The following is a 15339-nucleotide window of genomic DNA, read 5'->3' as shown; positions in this document are numbered from 1 at the left end:
AACGGGCAGAGTGCCGTACGGCCGTCGGCTGTGCGCGCTCATGCCGAATGGCGTGCGCGGCGGAGCCTTCTGTTCAGGCGACACCGAGGGCTGAGAGGTCCGGGCGATCGTCGGAGAGATCCATCCAGCCGTCCACATGAATATCCGATGGGCGCGACGGGCGAAGCACAAGCCGCACGGCCTCGACAACAGCATCTGCCGTTGCCTCGAATTCGTGGTAGGAGGCAGGCCACCGCAGTGAGCGCTCCCAGGCGTTTGCCCGGCTACTGGGCGCCGACCAGCCTTTATCGGCCATTTCGGACCACTCGCTCGGTGAGATGTGTTGTTCTGCAGGACTTCCGGTCCCGGCAGTCACCCGGCATTCGATGCTGAAGCCGCCCGCCTCGATTTCCACGACGTTCTTGGTGGTCGAACCGAGGACCAACACTCCATTACCGGGAAGCCGGGTCATCGTCACGGCAAGCGCCTTCGAGTACGCCTCCCATGTCTGGGGTACCTGAAGATCGTTGAGGTCCTCGGCATCCTCGTCTTCATCTTCGAAGTCGTCGGAATCCTCGTGGGCCAGAAGTTCATCCCACCATCTCTGGTATAGGGGATTGACGATCCTCAGCATCACAGACTCGGCGCCGATTTCGAGAGTGAGAACCACTCGCGCCCGAGTCCACCGAACGCTGGGTCGTGGACCTGGCGTCGCCACGTCGGGCTTCTTCAACTCCGCAGTCAAGCGATCAGCGATCTCGGCGAACGTGTCGATCAGCTTCGGCCAGCTCTCGGGATTGTTTGCATCAACTCTGTCGGTGACACGAACCGACAGCTCCGTCACCTGCTGCTTTGGCGAATGACGGCGCTCGAAGAACGTGGGGTCGTACGTCGCACGAGCGATGGCCGGGGTGATGTTGAGGCCAGTACCGAAGTCCACCCCTAAACCCTGCGACAGCATCTCGACCTCGTCCCAGCCGGCCACATCACGGAACTTCTCGACATCGTCGGTTCTCCACCGCCACGTGAAGTTGAAAGCGAGGCCGGCGATACGAACAGCCCCGTCAATGTCACCTTGCATGCCCGGATACTACGACCCGCGAACGACAGCCGTTGGACCACAACCACTTCAGTGACGGCACTGTCGTAGCTGGAACTAGTCCGAGCCTGAACGCGCTCACCCAACGCGCTATATTGCCGCGACCCGCTCGTTCAGGTCGACCACCCCGCGATCGGTGTTCAACCGAGACTCACGGGATGATCACCTGATGCAGTCCTACGAGTGCGCGTTCTGCGGCGGTACCGTCCACAGCACGAGCGCTGAGTTTCGTGCTCTAACGGTGGCCGCTCGCGAGATACAAGGTTTCCAAGAGCTTTTCGCGCACCGATCCTGTTTGGTCGCTGCGCTGCGTCCCTCATTCCCGCTCAGCCAAGTCCTCGAACCTACAGCGGTAGAACAGACATCCTGACATGCCGAATTGAGGATGCGTTCAAGTACTGCCCAAGCTATCCGGATAGGCTTGTGCGCTGGATCGTTGACGAACGAAGGCATAGCTGTTCGGCCGATCGATGACCCATTCCGGTCGGTGAGGCGTGGCCGGCGCTACTATTGTCGCAGGTCAGTGGCACACCTATATTTTCCGAGCGGGCATCCGCCAGGCCGACGACCTGGCGCAGCAGCTGACCGCCGCGGGCTGGACCTGCCGGTGGCCAGTCCTCGAGACCTGCCCGCAAACTCGTCATCATGCAGCTGTGCAGTGATCGGCGCCAGCCACAGTTTTTGATGGCTGAGCGGGGATTCGATTCCGACGTCGCTGCGGCCCAAACTCTGATCTGCTCGTGTTTCATAGGCCCCGGGTTGTCGGGGCCGCCGAAGGTCAGGTCAGAAGGATTCGTTTCGTGACTCATCGCTTCATTCGCTCACTCGGTGCGGGACTCGCCGCTATCGCGGCCACCCTCGCCGCCTCGATCGCCATTCCCGCGCACGCCGACGTTACCGGCAACGGAATGACGTTGCCGGGCACTACGTTCCAGGTCGGGCAGACCTACAAATTCAGTGTCAGGCCGAGCACCGGCGCCACGGACGCGGAGTTCTTCGTCATGGACGCCTCCGGGGGCGTGACCACCAACGAGTACGCAACTTTCAGACCCGATGCCACCGGGACGGTCAACCTGACCTGGACCCCGGCGTTCAGCGGCACCCACCAGGTGTACGTGGTCCAGAACACCGAAGTGCTGCCCAATAACTCAGGTATCCCGACCCCGCCCGCGGCTGCGGTGTTCGGGCCGGTCACGGTCCAGGTCACCGGGACGCCCAGCGACCCGACCACCTGCAAGGCGAACCAGGCGTGCCTGACCATGCACGGGACACCGCAGGTCGGGTGCCCGATCACCCTCGACCTCGTCGGATATCCGGACGCCCTCGTGGCGGCATGGTGGGCCACGTCGCCAGCCTCCGGCGGCATGGGGACAGGGTCGGCGGCGCCGACCCGTCGGGGGCACTGGCCCAACGGAAGCACCCAGAACGAGATCCAATTCTTCGACAGCGACAAGATGATCGGCTCCGATGTGTGGACCGACGCCGCCACCGCCAGCGCCCCGTGGACACCCACCACGAGCGGATTCCACCGCATAGAAGGCGCGATCTATGTGCCGCCGCTCACCCAAGGCGCCAGCGGCTCGATCAGCGGCAATACGGGACAAATATGGGTGCCGATCGCCGCGTCCGGCACCGGCCCCTGCACCAACTGACCGGGCTTACGAGCCGCGTGCCCGCTGTAGGTTCTCGTCGTTCTTGCCGCCCGGGGGCGGCATGAACGGCGGGTTCGCGTTCGACGACATCAACGGCGAAACCACAACGTTCGGCTGGATACCCTCGGTCCGAACTGGAAGATGAACAGGCCGACAACATCGATGCTGTAGAACGTCCTGTACTGCCGCTGATCGCTCGGTTCGGGGCGACCGCGGCGCCCGCTGGCGGACGCGCCAGCATGCCGATTTCCGCGCAGACCGCATCAGTTGGTGCGGCACGGTGGTTTGCCATAGACCACACGTCTGCTCCGGACTGCACCAATCGCCGGTGACGGCAGTTGTGCACCAATTCGACTAGGCTGCAGGGCAAATCAGTGGAGGGGGACCCACAGTGACGAACTTGGTCCTGGTTCTAGCCGTCCTGGACATCGTGGTGATGACGGTGCTTGTGATCGTCTACCGCATCCCGCCCTTATCCCGCATGTTGCAGAAAATGCTTGTCGCGCATGGCTATTGGCGACCAACCTGGCCTACAACCAGCAGTGTGATCCCACCACTGCTTCTCGTCCTGGTTGGTGCGCTGTGGGGACTCGTACTCCTGCTGTGACCTCGTCGATGGCAGGGCCTCTCTTCAGGCCCGCGTTGATGCCCAGACGCGAAACAGTGCGAGTGCCTCGGTCAGATTGCGCGGACCACAAGCCAGGTGGAAGGTCTGTTCAGCGGTCCAGGCGTGAATCCAATCGTGCTCGCTCCGGTCGATCTGCTGTCGAGGATATTCCTGGTCTGCCAGGTCCGTTTCCTCGAGATCGATCTTGACCAGCCAGCCGGGATTGTCGAGTGTTTCGATCCGCAAACCCCATCCGTGTTCCCAGTCGCCGTCACATTGCGCGGCGTACCAGCTTTGCAGCCAGTCGAGGAGATGTTCATGCTCGGACATGAACGCCGATGCTAATCACGACGGGTTCAAAGGCGCGTAGCGATACCATCGGGCAGTGGACCGACGGCATCGGCGGACGAGGATTGTGGACCGAGTTCCGTTGCGTGTCAGGCACATAGGCGCTGCCGGGATTGTCGATCGACGCCAAAAGAGGGATGGCCGACAAGCGGGCGGCTCGGACCGCCCGCCATCTCGCGCAATGTCAGGGTGCGATGTGGACGGCCGGCGGGTTCCAGGTCCCGTCGAGGGCCTCGTTGCCGGGCCAGTAGAGACGCAGCATGAGATTGAACGCGCCTGCCGCGGGTGCGGGCAGCCAGTTGGATTCCTGCTCCGGGCCGGGGTTTTGGCTTTGAATGTAGATCTCGACCGCCCCATCCGAGTTCACCCGCAGGTGTTCGCCGCGCACCGCGTAGCGATTGATGTCGTTGGCGATGAAATAGCCGTTCGCGTCGTACATGGTCAATGACCAGAATCCACCCACCTGCGGCACCTGATCGGCGTCGAATCGCAGGATGTAGTTGTTGTTCCCGGTCAGCGGCTCAGACAGGCCGTCGACGTACGCGGCGGGATAGATCGCGTCCTCGGGGAGGTTAGCGCCCAGGCCACCGTAGGCGACCGTTGCGCGGAACAGGTAGTCGGTTCCATAGAAACCTATCCCGGACCGGGTGGTCTGCCAGCCGTTCACGGGTTCGGCGTCGAACGGCACCTCGATCTTGGAAAGCGCTTCCGGCCAGGCCAGTTCCCACACCGCGCGATCGGCGGCGGGCAGTTCGTCCAGGTTCAGTCGACGGTCCGGCGTCCAGCCCGCGTCGGCCAGTTGCGTGAGTATTTCCTTGTCTTCGGGGAGGGTCTGCCGATGCGACAGGCTCGAGTAGTACAGGTCCCAGTACTGCTGCGGGGTGAGGGCGGCGATATAGGCGGGAACCTCCTGCCCCGTGGGCCAATCCGGGTGCAGGTCGGTGTTCTCCGGCGGAACATAGTCGGTCCCGTAGGCGCTGAGCGGCATCGCCGTGAGCTGATCCTGGAGTTCGTTGACAACGTGGACATCCGCAGGCCCGTCGACCTGGATGCGGCCGATGATCCAGCCGCTGTCGGTGGGCATCGGATACTCGAGCACCCCCTCGGGCAAGGCGCCGGCCCAATTCGGCCCGGTGATGGCGAAGCTGTAGGCGGCTCTGTTGTTGCCGAGTGTGCGGGTGCCGGGCGAGTCCTGCACATTGGTCCACATGTCCATGATCGGGAACAGGTAGTAGCGATCCCGCATCTGCGGCACGCCGATGATCAGCGGTTCAGCGGACACGTCGTAGAAGATCGACGAATACAAGGTGTCGACGTTCGGGCGCACCACGGTGGTGAACGATGCGTCCGGAACGGTGCGGAAGTTGGCGAACTGGTTCATCGGCGCGCATCCGTACTCGTCCGGATAGGGCACGTTTGTCGACTGCCGTCGTGTCACCTCCATGGAAACCAGTGGATATGTGTACACGTAGGCGCTGATCGCCGCGTCCATGCTGACGTCCGACTTACTACTCATCGAAGCCCCCTGCTCGGGATGAATATGGTCGAAATCGATTGCTGCGGTGTCGGTTTCGACTTCGATGCTAGTCCTGTTCGGCTATCTTTCGGACGGGAATCCCTAGGCCCTGTCTCCTAACCCTGGGATCGTGCAGGGATGGGCCGGGATCAGGAAGCGCAGCAGCATGATCGCGCCACTGATCTGCAACACGGCCAGCGGGATCTCGCCGATCAGCGCAGGCCTGCGCTGTTGCCGCCGTGCGCAATCCACTCTGCACCAGCGGCCCCGTGGCCCGAACCTCCTCCTCCTCGGTCGAGGCGCGCGGGGAGCTCCGAAAATTGGGGCCACCCAAGATAATTGAAACGTCATTGTGTCAGATGGCAGCCGGGTTAGTGTTCCGCAGTCCGGATCCATCGGACCTTTCACGATCAGGGAGAGAACGCACGGCAGGGCGAGTGGCTCGTCGAATCAGCTGGTTCGCAACGACAGTGGCGCTGGCGGCGACCGCGGCCGCGCCGACCGGTTCGACGGCCATCAGCGGCTTCCAGAGTATCTGGGTGGGAACCGACACCGGTGCGGCTGCCGATCACATCTATGTCGGCGTGCGCTACATCGTGCACGCGGACGCCATCGGTGGCACAACGCGGGTGAACTTCTACGACAACGACGCGTGCCTCGGCAGCACCCTCGGCACCAATAACCCTTACTCCCCGGCGTTCGAGGGCAACTACGCGCAGGTGTACTGGGTGCCGACCACCACCGGAGCCCACCTCTTGACCACCAAGCAAAACGGTTGGGAGCCCGCCACTGTCACATTCCAGGTCGAGGCGACGCCGGCTGGCACAACACCGGTCGCCCAACCGAAACTGGACGCCTGCGGTGGCGGTGGCGGCCTCCCCTCGTCCGGAAGTTCCGGCCTCTAGGGCGTGTCTCCCAATGATTTGAGCCATTCGACGATGAGTGCCAGGGCTCTGAGATCATCGGGCTCGGCGTTCGATATCGGTGCCGATGGGAGGAAACACGGATGACCACGGCGCGGCGGTTCTGGATCGAATTCGACCGGGACGAGTGTTCCGAGGCCTGGTTGCGGCGGGGCGTCGGTGTGACCGGCTTCGACGTGCGGGATTGCTTGTCGTTGGTTGCGGATCTGTTCCCCGATGGACTGTTGCCACCCGTGCACCGAATTACCGTCGACCTCTCGCTGGCCGAGCCGCTGCCGGTGAATCCCCGCTATTGCGGCGTCACGGTGTGGCGCGGCGTGTGGTATCCACCGGTGAACCTCGGCACCGGGCCGACCCACGCCATCGACGGAAGGGAAGCGCCCTTCGACTATCCGACGCCTGTCACCGCATCACACCGCCCAGCGCGGGCCGACGAGGCCCGGCGCACGGAATTCACGTGGTGGGACGAAATCCCGCATATCGATAGCCTGCGGTGGCCGCTGATGGACATTCATCGTGCCGTGCGGGACCGTGCGATGCGGTACGACGCCGCGGCGCTGCGCGACGCCTGCGTCACGGATCCGCCCTACGGGATCCTGGTGCGCGAAGCCCTCGACTTCATGATCGCGTGGCGCCCGACACCGGACGAGTGGTTCGATCCGACCGAAGCCAGGTTCACCGACCAGCGGGACCTCGACGAATACCTACGAGCCTTCCACGACTACTTGTTCGGAACCCGCCCGGAGCCGATCGATCCTCCCGGCAGCGAAGTGCCGACACTCGAAGCGATACTCCGACGTTTCAGGATCGGTTGAAACCCACCGCGGTCCAGGACATCCCGCGGCCGCAAACCAGCGTTCAGGTCATCAACTCGGTGCCTACCGACTGAGGCGGCGCGCTGGGTCTTCGCAGAGCTTGCGCCGAAATGGCCGGTAGGGTGGCGAAATGCGTTTCAAACCAGGGGGATTCGAAGGACGGACCATCCCGCCCGCCGTCCTGACACCACGCAGGCTCCGAACAGTCATGAACCTCGCCCCCTCCCTCCTGTTCCTCGGAGTACGAGTCGACCGATTCGCCGACGACTGGACGTCCACCGAGGTGAGCCTGAAGGTCCGCCGCTGGAACTCCAACCACAATGGCGCCGCCCCGGGCTGGTCCCTGTTCGCGATGACCGACCCGTTCTTCGGCATGATGGCCAACGGCCAACTCGGCCAGGGCTATCGAATCTGGAACACCACCGCCGACATCGAGTTCATCGCCCCCGCCGCGGCACCGTCCGATCCACCATGCTGATGCCCCGCGAACTGATGGACGACATCCGCCGCACCACCGCCGACGGCTCGAAATCCATCACCGACCACGAGACCCGCATCGTCGATTCGAACGGTGCCCTGGTAGCCCGCGCGCGCCAGACGCTCTATGTCAGGAAGGTGCCGACAGCGTCCCCGACACCCTGACCCTGTCAGGCGCAGAGTGATTGCCGACCGACGGGGTGGGCATCAGGCGGATTCGTCGATCAGGTGAGCATTCCAAACGGCGGCCGCCTGTTCGTGCGAGTCCACGCCCGCGAAGAAGGCAGCCCCCAAAGCATCGTATTCACGCTCGGGAAAGCCGTTCACCTCCAGAATTTTTGGTCGATACACCGCAAACCCCTGCGCTGCCGTGTGCGGCCGGTAAGGGACGGCTATCTGCATGGACCGGCGCTGCCGCGCGTACTCGACCACGTCGATGATCAGCGCATCGGTCCGTCCTCTCGGCAGATGCAAGAAGGCATCGACCACGAGCGCGGCACGCAACCAACCGTCACGCCCCGCCGCCAACCTCTCGCGCCCGGTCTGGACAGCATCAGCGAGATCGTCGAGAGCAAACCGCTCCAGCCCCTCGGTTCCATCGGCATCGACATAGCCCAGCAGCGGAATCAACACCTCGGAATCAGACACGCTCCAGATCGCGTGTGCCCCATAGAAACCCGCGGTTTCGGCAATCTCATACACAACCGCAGAGAATAACGTCGCGCACCGACACCACGATGCTTGCTAGCGACCCCCGTTGAATGAGTAGATCGCCGTCCACCGCGATGACCGGATCGAGGGTGAGCCTGAACCCGTGATCGGTGGCCGTCATTGCCCTTTTTGGTCTGGAGTGTCGTCATAGTTGGGACCATGCGACCGCAATGGCTCATCGATCTTCACGAGGAATTCCCCGGGTCCGCTGTCGTTGCGGCCGCCCTCGACGATGCTCTGATCGTCGAACCGCACGACGCGATGATGGGGCGTTGGCCGGTCGTCCACGACGGCCGCGTGGCTGTCGGGTATGGGACGATGCCGACTATGCGGAGCCTGCGCCGCGTCCCGCGGCTCGGCGAAGCGGTCTTCGATGACTATGCGACGCTGCGCTGTTCGTCCTACTACCGCCATGTGTACGACCTCCTCGGCCGCACCGCCTTCTTCGTGCCGTTCTCGGCGATTCCCGCTCTGCCGCTCCAGCGCATGTTGGGCGGCGACCGCGTCTTCGTCCGCAGCGATACGAACTACAAGCTGTTCCCCGCAGGTGTTCACGCGATCGAGGATCTGGCCGACTGGCTCCAAACCTACGACCAGTACCGGGACGAGCTCGTCGTCGTGTCCGAGGTCGTGACCTTCGAACACGAATACCGCTGTTTCTGCCGCAACGGCCGTTTCGTCTGCGGAAGCTCCTATCCGATCGAGCCGTATTCGACTGTCCCCGATCACGTACGCGACTTCGCGGAGACTGCGGCGGCGCGACTACTCGTTCACGGCTCAACCATGGTCACCGTCGATGTCGGAGTCGGCCTCGATGGCGTCCTCCGCCTCGTCGAGATAGGCGGCGTGAACAGCTGGGGCATCTACGGTTCGAATGTCGCCGACTTCATCGCCGCCATGGAAGCCGAGGCCCTCGCTCGCGCAGACGAGTGACCCGAACGTGCCGCGCTTGTGTTCTCGGTGGTGGGCACACTTCATGACGTCACCCCGTGACGAGTCAAAGTCTGGTGTCGGAGCGGTTCTATATGGTCCAGGCGTGACCGATCGTGAAACCTATGCCCCGCTGGTGTTCTTCGAGTACGACCACAAGCCCGGGCACTACTGCCTGATGCTGTCCGACAATCACATGCTCTCCACCGAGGCCGTGTTCGCCGAGTTCGGTTATGACGGTGGCGGTTACGGCTGGGCCGGGGTTGCGCGGTCGGCGGTGGCGATGCGGGCGCCGGAGCTGGCGGAACGGCTGAACTACGACCCTGAGGCTGGGATGTTCGTCGCCTATGGGGAAGACGCCGAGGCGCTGCGGCGACTCGGGGCGCTGATGCAGGAGGCGCATCGGGACTCGACGGTGCTGTCGGGGTTCATCGCGGGCGGCGACCCCGACTGGTTCGACTGACCGAACCTGACCGGCCGTCCGTACGATCGCTGGTGTGACCGACGACAGAGCAGTCAGCACTGTGGACCTTGGCATCGCGATTCAGAACCTGCACGACGATCTCGCGGCCTGGTTGGGTAGCGAGGCGGAGCTCGAGGTGTTCGAACGCTTCGCGCGCGTCCAGGATCCGGGGTTCACCATGGTGAGTACCGACGGGTCGATGGTTGCGCGGGAGGCGCTGCTCGCCGGGCTGCGGACGGCGCGGAATGCGGTGCCCGGTCTGCGGATCGAGATCGACGAGGTCGTCGAGTTGAACCGGGTGGACGGGATGGTCGTGGTCCGCTTCCTCGAGATCCACCACAGCCCGACCGGTAGCGCCGCTCGCCGGGTGACCGCGGTCCTGACCGCCGAACCGGACGGCTACCGGTGGCATTCCGTGCACGAGACTGCGATCGGCTGACGCATGGACGTGAACTCGCTGTTCTTCGGGCTGGCAGTCACGGATTTCGCCGCAGCCGACGACTGGTACACCCGCCTGTTCGGTCGCGCCGCCGATGTCGTGGTGACGCCGGGAATCGAGGCGATGTGGCAGCTGGGCGACACCGTGTTCGTCTACATCGTGGTCGACCCCGAGCACGCCGGCCGGGCGCTGGTCAACATCGCCGTCCCCGACCTGGAGACAACCGTCGCCGAAATCGGCTCACGCGGTGTCGATCCGGGGCCGCTCATCCTTGTCGGGCCGGACGGAGCGGCCGGCCGCAAAGCCCCGTTCGCCGATCCGGACGGGAACTCGATCTTCGTCATCGAGATCGCCGGCGCATGAGTGGCGTGAGCCGACGGAATCCGACCTCTACAACGACGAGTAGTGCCGAATAGCGTCCACGACGAGCGCGGCTCCGAAGAGCGCGAAGAGGATTCGAATCGACAGGGGTCCGAATCGGGTCAGCGCACGGACGAAACCGCGGTAGAACCGCTGTACGCGGGCCGAGCGCCGGGTGGCGGCGAACAGCACCAGCAGCGGTGGCAAGAGGGCGATGAGGCAGTAGGCGGCCACGATCAGCGGCCACAGGGTCGGGCGTGGTTCCCGGATCGTGAGCATCGCCAGCGCCGCCAGATAGGGGACCGCGGTCGGTGCTTGCGCGAGGCCGATCGCGGCTCCGATCAAGCCCAGGAGCAGCGGTCGCCGTCTGGCTTCGATGGCCCAGGGCGGAATTTCGCCGGTCGCGTTGCTGGGTAGTCGAACCGCGCCGAGGATCAGCAGGAGCACCCCTATGAGGAGTTCGGCCCAGTAGCGAATGGTCGGCGTGATGTCGAAGTGGATGAGATCGGTCAGGAAGCCGAGCCCCAATACCGTGCAGATCCCGAATGCCGTTGTGACGGCGAAGAGTCCTGCGATGAAGCTCAAGGCCCCGGGAACCGGTGAGCGGCGACCCAGCCGGCTGTCGACGACCACGGCGGCGGTGATCCCGATGTTCAGGACGTGCAGGGAATCGAGGAAGGCGAATCCCGCGAGCGCCAGGAGGAAGATCAGCATGTCCCAACCGACCATACAGACCGGCCACCCCGCCCGGATCGCCCCGATGAGCTCACCTGCGGCGTTCAATCGAAGTAGAACGTGTTCTATATTCGGGGGTAACCGTTCCGCGAGCCCTCGGGAGTTCACTACATGTACCAGTGGTCCGACGAAGACCTGATGTTCCGCGACGCGCTGCGTGGGTTCATCGACAAGGAGATCAAGCCCAACGTCGAGCAGCTGGAGAGCGGGGCGCTGCCGCCTTTCGACATCATTCGGAAGCTCTACGCCACCTTCGGGCTGGACGAGCTGGCGAAGGAAGGTCTGGAGAAGGCGTTCGCGAAGGAGGAAGGGACCAGCGCGGGCGGCTCGGGGAAGTCGGGCGGCGGGTTCAGTGGGTCGGGCAGCATGGGGGTGATCCTCAACAGCGAGCTGGCGGGCATCAGCCTGGGCCTGGTGGCCTCGATGGGCGTGAGCCTGGGGCTGACCGTGGGCACCATCCGCAGCCGCGGCACGCTCGCGCAGAAGAAGCGGTGGCTGCCGGAGCTGGTCACCTTCGAGAAGGTCGGCGCGTGGGCCATCACCGAGCCGGACTCCGGGTCGGACGCGTTCGGCGGCATGAAGTCCTACGTGCGGCGTGACGGCGAGGACTACATCCTCAACGGCCAGAAGACCTTCATCACCAATGGCCCGTACGCCGACGTCACCGTCGTCTACGCCAAGCTGGACGAGGGCGACGGCGTCGACAAGCGGGACCGCAAGGTGCTGACCTTCGTGCTCGACAAGGGCATGGAGGGCTTCACCCAGAGCAAGCCCTTCAAGAAGATGGGCATGAACTCCTCGCCGACCGGTGAGATGTTCTTCAACAATGTCCGCATCACCCCGGACCGGCTGCTCGGCGAGACCGAGACTCCGGCCAAGGGCGACGGCAAGGACAGCGCCAAGGAGTCGTTCGCGGCCGAGCGGATCGGCATCGCGTCGCTGGCGCTGGGCATCATCAACGAATGCCACCGGCTCAGCATCGATTACGCGAAGTCGCGCAAGCTGTGGGGCAAGGAGATCGCGCAGTTCCAGCTCATCCAGCTCAAGCTGGCCGAGATGGAGATCGCGCGAATCAATGTGCAGAACATGGTGTTCAACGCCATCGAGCGCACCGCGGCGGGGGAGAAGGTGTCCCTGGCCGAGGCGTCGGCGATGAAGCTGTACTCCTCGCGCGCGGCCACCGAGGTCGCCATGGAGGCGGTGCAGCTGTTCGGCGGCAACGGCTACATGGCCGAGTACAAGGTCGAGCAGCTCGCCCGTGACGCCAAGTCGCTGATGATCTACGCCGGCTCCAACGAGATCCAGGTGACCCACATCGCCAAGGGCCTGCTGGGCGGCTAGGCCGTAGCGGCTCGGCGCGCCCGCGGCCTCACCCCATCGTCTCGATGCGGTGAGGCCGCGGGCGTTTTCAGCGACACCGCATCGGGTCGGGCCGCGGCCGGTAACGCCGGCACCATGGCGACAGCCCCGAATCCGGTGTGGGCGAGACCGGGATGCGCGGAAAGTTCCCCGTCACCAGCAGTGAAGCACTATCGTTTCTCATCGCTCACGAAGTTGTGGGCGAATAGTGAGGAGCACACTTTCATGAAGAATTCCCACCGTGCCGGCATCGGCGCGACGGCCATCGGCGCAGCGGCCGCCGTCGCCGCGCTGACCGCCCCCAACGCCAGCGCGTTGGTCAACTCGATCACCGTCAGCGACGCCAAGGTCTGCCTCAACAAGGCCACCACCGTGACCGTCGCCGTCACCCCGACCTCGTTCCTGTTCGATGTCTCCCTCAGCGACAACGACGCCTCGGTCGGCAATGCCAAGGTCTCCAACAGCCAGGCCGTCTTCTCCTGGACCCCGACCACCGTCGGCTCGCACACCCTCAAGGCGATCCAGGAAGTCATCAGCACCAAGACCATCACCGTGGACGTCGTGGACTGCACCCCGGTCCCCGTCCCCGGCACCGGCTCGTCCGCGAGCAACCCGCTCGCCGGCCTGCTCAGCAGCCTCTCGGCCAAGTAGCGCCGCGAACTCCCGGGGGTGCGGCGCGCGGCCGCGCCCCCGGGCCCGCATCGGCCGCGCACAGTCAATTAATTGATCAGTTAGCCTGACCTGATGGCGCTACGAAACGCGGTGCTGGCCGCCCTGCTGGACGGCGAGGCCTCCGGCTACGACCTGGCCAAGGGTTTCGACGCCCCCGTGGCGAACTTCTGGGTCGCCACCCCGCAGCAGCTGTACAAGGAACTCGAGCGGATGGCCGCCGACGGGCTCATCGAGACCCGCGTCGTCGAACAGGAACGCCGCCCCACCAAACGCTTGCATTCCATCACCCCCGCCGGGCGGGCCGCATTGCGCGAATTCATCGCCGAGCCCGCCAAACCCACCGCCATCCGCGACGAGATGATGGTGAAGGTCCAGGCCATGGAACCCGAGGACGCCCCCGCCGTGCGAGCCGCCGTCGCCGCCAAACAGGAATGGTCGCAGGCGCGCCTGGCCCGCTACGAACGGCTGCGCACCCGGATGCTGGACGGGCGCAGCGAACAAGCCTACCTGGCCGAAGCCGACCGGGTCGGGCCGTATCTGACGCTGTTGCGCGGAATCTCCTTGGAGCAGGAGAACATTCGGTGGGCCGAGTTCGCGCTGTCGGTCATCGAACGGCGGATCGCGGCCCACACCTAGGGGTTCAGCGCGAGCGCAGGTCCTCGATCGCGACCCGCAGCCGATCGTCCGCGCCGTCCTCGGCGGGCGCGGACAGCACGACGCCCTCGACGAGGCCGTCATACCGCTCGTGCAGCAGATCCGGCAGCGCGGCGTAGTCGCCGCAGACGAGCAGGGCGTCGAGCACGTCCTCGGTCATCACCGTGTGCAGCCGGTCCCACTGGTTCGCCTGCGTCATTTCCCGCAGCTGGTCGAACAATTCGGGCAGGCCGAGCCGGACCAGCGTCGACTTGTAGGACGGCGTCGAATAGAGAAAGGCCAGCAGGCGGCGCATCCGCTCCCGCTCCTTGCCCACCGACTCCGCGGTCGCACCCGTCGCGACCGGCGCGGCGGCGATGATCCCCGGCGTCGGCCGGGACGCTTCGGCAGCGCCCTTCTCCAGCGCGGGCCGCACCACGTCGCGGAGATAGTCCGGATCGGAGTTGGTCGAGTGGGTGATCACGCCGTCCGCGAGTCGCCCTGCCAGCGCGCACATTCCGGGATTGACCGCGCCCAGCAGCACCGGCGGGGCGACCGCCGTGCCGGGTCCGGGATTGAAATACGGCTGCATCCGGGTGAGTCGGTAATGCTCGCCCTCGTATCTGACCGGCCCGCCGGAGGTGAAGGCCGCGAACAACTCCCGCACCGCCTCCAGATATTCGCCCATCCGGGCAACGGGTTCGGACCACGGCATCCCGTAGCGGCCCTCGATGTTCTGTTTGATCTGGGTGCCCAGGCCCAGTTCGAAGCGGCCGCCGGAGAACGCCGCCAGGTCCCACGCGCCGTAGGCCACCACCGTGGGGGAGCGGACGAACGCGAGGGTGATCGCGGTGCGCAGGGTGATGCGGCTGGTGTGCTCGGCGGCCAGCAGGGCCACCGCGAAGGAGTCGTGGATCGTCTCCGGAATATGGATGCCGTCGAAGCCGAGGGCCTCCATCCGGCGCGCCACCGCGGGCACCTGCGACAGGGGCAGGCGCGGATCCAGGGCTGCGAAAACTCTCATCGGCCGTCTTCCTCGGGTGTCGCGTGTTGTCGACGCCGACGGTAGCGAACCGGTGGGTCCGGGTTACATTTGCGCGGTCCGCATTCCTCTGCGAAAGGGTCACCCATGTCGATCGCCGCTGACAAGGTCGTCTCCATCGAATACACCTTGACGGCCGACGACGGCGAGGTGCTGGACACCTCCGTCGGCGACGAGCCGCTCATCTACCTGCACGGCGCGGACAACATCGTGCCGGGTCTGGAGCAGGCGCTCGAGGGCAAGAGCACCGGGGACGAGCTGACCGTCGTGGTCGAGCCCGAGGACGGCTACGGCGACTACCTGGCCGAACTGGTCAGCAGCGTGCCGCGGGACATGTTCGAGGGCGTCGACGAGCTCGAGCCGGGCATGGAGTTCCATGCCGAGGCCCCGGACGGCGAATCCCAGATCGTGGTCGTCCAGCAGGTCGACGGCGACGAGGTCATCATCGACGCCAACCACCCGCTGGCCGGTCAGCGGCTCAACTTCGCGGTCAAGGTGGTCGACGTGCGCGACGCGACCGCCGACGAGCTCGCCCACGGCCACCCGCACGGCGACGACGACCACCACCACTGATCCTCC

General features: G+C 65.0%; 20 protein-coding genes. 14 read left to right on the top strand and 6 right to left on the bottom strand.

Going from position 1 to position 15339, the window contains the following annotated elements:
- Positions 1–73: 73 nt before the first annotated feature.
- A complete protein-coding gene (locus ABZ382_RS32905) occupies positions 74–1060 on the bottom strand; it encodes a DUF6301 family protein (protein ID WP_357097227.1) in 987 nt (328 codons plus the stop codon).
- Between the two features lie 818 nt (positions 1061–1878).
- On the opposite strand from ABZ382_RS32905, the gene ABZ382_RS32900 reads away from it, so the two are divergent.
- Both ABZ382_RS32900 and ABZ382_RS32895 read left to right on the top strand, forming a co-directional pair.
- On the top strand, positions 1879–2730 hold the full coding sequence (locus ABZ382_RS32900) for a hypothetical protein (protein WP_357097225.1): 852 nt from the start codon (positions 1879–1881) through the stop codon (positions 2728–2730).
- Positions 2731–3121: 391 nt separating this feature from the next.
- The gene (locus ABZ382_RS32895) at positions 3122–3337 is read left to right on the top strand and encodes a hypothetical protein (RefSeq protein ID WP_357097224.1); all 216 of its coding nucleotides are present in this window, start codon (positions 3122–3124) and stop codon (positions 3335–3337) included.
- Between the two features lie 24 nt (positions 3338–3361).
- Here the strand turns inward: ABZ382_RS32895 and ABZ382_RS32890 are convergent, their stop codons facing one another.
- Complete coding sequence (locus ABZ382_RS32890) at positions 3362–3667, bottom strand: immunity 53 family protein (RefSeq protein WP_357097222.1); 306 nt, start codon at positions 3665–3667, stop codon at positions 3362–3364.
- Positions 3668–3869: 202 nt separating this feature from the next.
- Positions 3870–5201: a DUF1254 domain-containing protein gene (locus ABZ382_RS32885; protein ID WP_357097220.1), complete on the bottom strand. Its 1332-nt coding sequence runs from the start codon at positions 5199–5201 to the stop codon at positions 3870–3872.
- A 437-nt stretch (positions 5202–5638) separates the two neighbouring features.
- On the opposite strand from ABZ382_RS32885, the gene ABZ382_RS32880 reads away from it, so the two are divergent.
- From ABZ382_RS32880 to ABZ382_RS32865, 4 genes are all read left to right on the top strand, one after another.
- A complete protein-coding gene (locus tag ABZ382_RS32880; protein ID WP_357097218.1) occupies positions 5639–6106 on the top strand; it encodes a hypothetical protein in 468 nt (155 codons plus the stop codon).
- Positions 6107–6285: 179 nt separating this feature from the next.
- Complete coding sequence (locus ABZ382_RS32875; RefSeq protein WP_357097217.1) at positions 6286–6939, top strand: hypothetical protein; 654 nt, start codon at positions 6286–6288, stop codon at positions 6937–6939.
- A 130-nt stretch (positions 6940–7069) separates the two neighbouring features.
- Positions 7070–7417 (top strand): DUF4442 domain-containing protein, encoded by a 348-nt coding sequence (locus ABZ382_RS32870; protein WP_357097215.1) that lies wholly within the window; start codon positions 7070–7072, stop codon positions 7415–7417.
- Complete coding sequence (locus ABZ382_RS32865) at positions 7411–7581, top strand: hypothetical protein (protein ID WP_357097213.1); 171 nt, start codon at positions 7411–7413, stop codon at positions 7579–7581. The genes ABZ382_RS32870 and ABZ382_RS32865 overlap by 7 nt, the downstream gene beginning before the upstream one ends.
- Positions 7582–7623: 42 nt before the next feature.
- On the opposite strand, the gene ABZ382_RS32860 is transcribed toward ABZ382_RS32865, so the two are convergent.
- Positions 7624–8118: a hypothetical protein gene (locus ABZ382_RS32860; RefSeq protein WP_357097211.1), complete on the bottom strand. Its 495-nt coding sequence runs from the start codon at positions 8116–8118 to the stop codon at positions 7624–7626.
- 168 nt (positions 8119–8286) lie between these two features.
- Between ABZ382_RS32860 and ABZ382_RS32855 the strand changes: the two genes are divergently transcribed.
- The 4 genes from ABZ382_RS32855 (at position 8287) to ABZ382_RS32840 (ending at position 10322) form a co-directional block, all read left to right on the top strand.
- Positions 8287–9060 (top strand): ATP-grasp domain-containing protein, encoded by a 774-nt coding sequence (locus tag ABZ382_RS32855; RefSeq protein WP_357097209.1) that lies wholly within the window; start codon positions 8287–8289, stop codon positions 9058–9060.
- A gap of 103 nt (positions 9061–9163) precedes the next feature.
- Positions 9164–9520 carry an immunity 51 family protein gene (locus ABZ382_RS32850; protein ID WP_357097207.1) on the top strand — a complete coding sequence of 119 codons (357 nt, stop codon included), beginning with the start codon at positions 9164–9166 and terminating at the stop codon, positions 9518–9520.
- Between the two features lie 34 nt (positions 9521–9554).
- Positions 9555–9959, top strand: coding sequence for a hypothetical protein (locus ABZ382_RS32845; protein ID WP_357097205.1), 405 nt, complete (start codon positions 9555–9557; stop codon positions 9957–9959).
- 3 nt (positions 9960–9962) lie between these two features.
- Positions 9963–10322 carry a VOC family protein gene (locus ABZ382_RS32840; protein ID WP_357097203.1) on the top strand — a complete coding sequence of 120 codons (360 nt, stop codon included), beginning with the start codon at positions 9963–9965 and terminating at the stop codon, positions 10320–10322.
- A 27-nt stretch (positions 10323–10349) separates the two neighbouring features.
- On the opposite strand, the gene ABZ382_RS32835 is transcribed toward ABZ382_RS32840, so the two are convergent.
- Positions 10350–11033 (bottom strand): GAP family protein, encoded by a 684-nt coding sequence (locus ABZ382_RS32835; RefSeq protein ID WP_357097201.1) that lies wholly within the window; start codon positions 11031–11033, stop codon positions 10350–10352.
- A 132-nt stretch (positions 11034–11165) separates the two neighbouring features.
- Between ABZ382_RS32835 and ABZ382_RS32830 the strand changes: the two genes are divergently transcribed.
- The 3 genes from ABZ382_RS32830 to ABZ382_RS32820 all read left to right on the top strand — a co-directional run bounded on the left by ABZ382_RS32830 (position 11166) and on the right by ABZ382_RS32820 (position 13721).
- On the top strand, positions 11166–12395 hold the full coding sequence (locus ABZ382_RS32830; RefSeq protein WP_357097199.1) for an acyl-CoA dehydrogenase family protein: 1230 nt from the start codon (positions 11166–11168) through the stop codon (positions 12393–12395).
- A 243-nt stretch (positions 12396–12638) separates the two neighbouring features.
- Positions 12639–13064 (top strand): hypothetical protein, encoded by a 426-nt coding sequence (locus tag ABZ382_RS32825; protein ID WP_357097197.1) that lies wholly within the window; start codon positions 12639–12641, stop codon positions 13062–13064.
- A gap of 93 nt (positions 13065–13157) precedes the next feature.
- A complete protein-coding gene (locus tag ABZ382_RS32820; protein ID WP_357097195.1) occupies positions 13158–13721 on the top strand; it encodes a PadR family transcriptional regulator in 564 nt (187 codons plus the stop codon).
- 4 nt (positions 13722–13725) lie between these two features.
- Here the strand turns inward: ABZ382_RS32820 and ABZ382_RS32815 are convergent, their stop codons facing one another.
- Positions 13726–14742 (bottom strand): TIGR03617 family F420-dependent LLM class oxidoreductase, encoded by a 1017-nt coding sequence (locus tag ABZ382_RS32815; RefSeq protein ID WP_357097193.1) that lies wholly within the window; start codon positions 14740–14742, stop codon positions 13726–13728.
- Between the two features lie 105 nt (positions 14743–14847).
- Between ABZ382_RS32815 and ABZ382_RS32810 the strand changes: the two genes are divergently transcribed.
- Positions 14848–15333, top strand: coding sequence for a peptidylprolyl isomerase (locus tag ABZ382_RS32810; RefSeq protein ID WP_357097191.1), 486 nt, complete (start codon positions 14848–14850; stop codon positions 15331–15333).
- Positions 15334–15339 lie beyond the last annotated feature (6 nt).

Origin of the sequence: Nocardia sp. NPDC005825, assembly GCF_040630175.1 — a bacterium.
Lineage (GTDB): Bacteria > Actinomycetota > Actinomycetes > Mycobacteriales > Mycobacteriaceae > Nocardia.
This window is presented reverse-complemented; position numbering and strand designations above follow the sequence as displayed.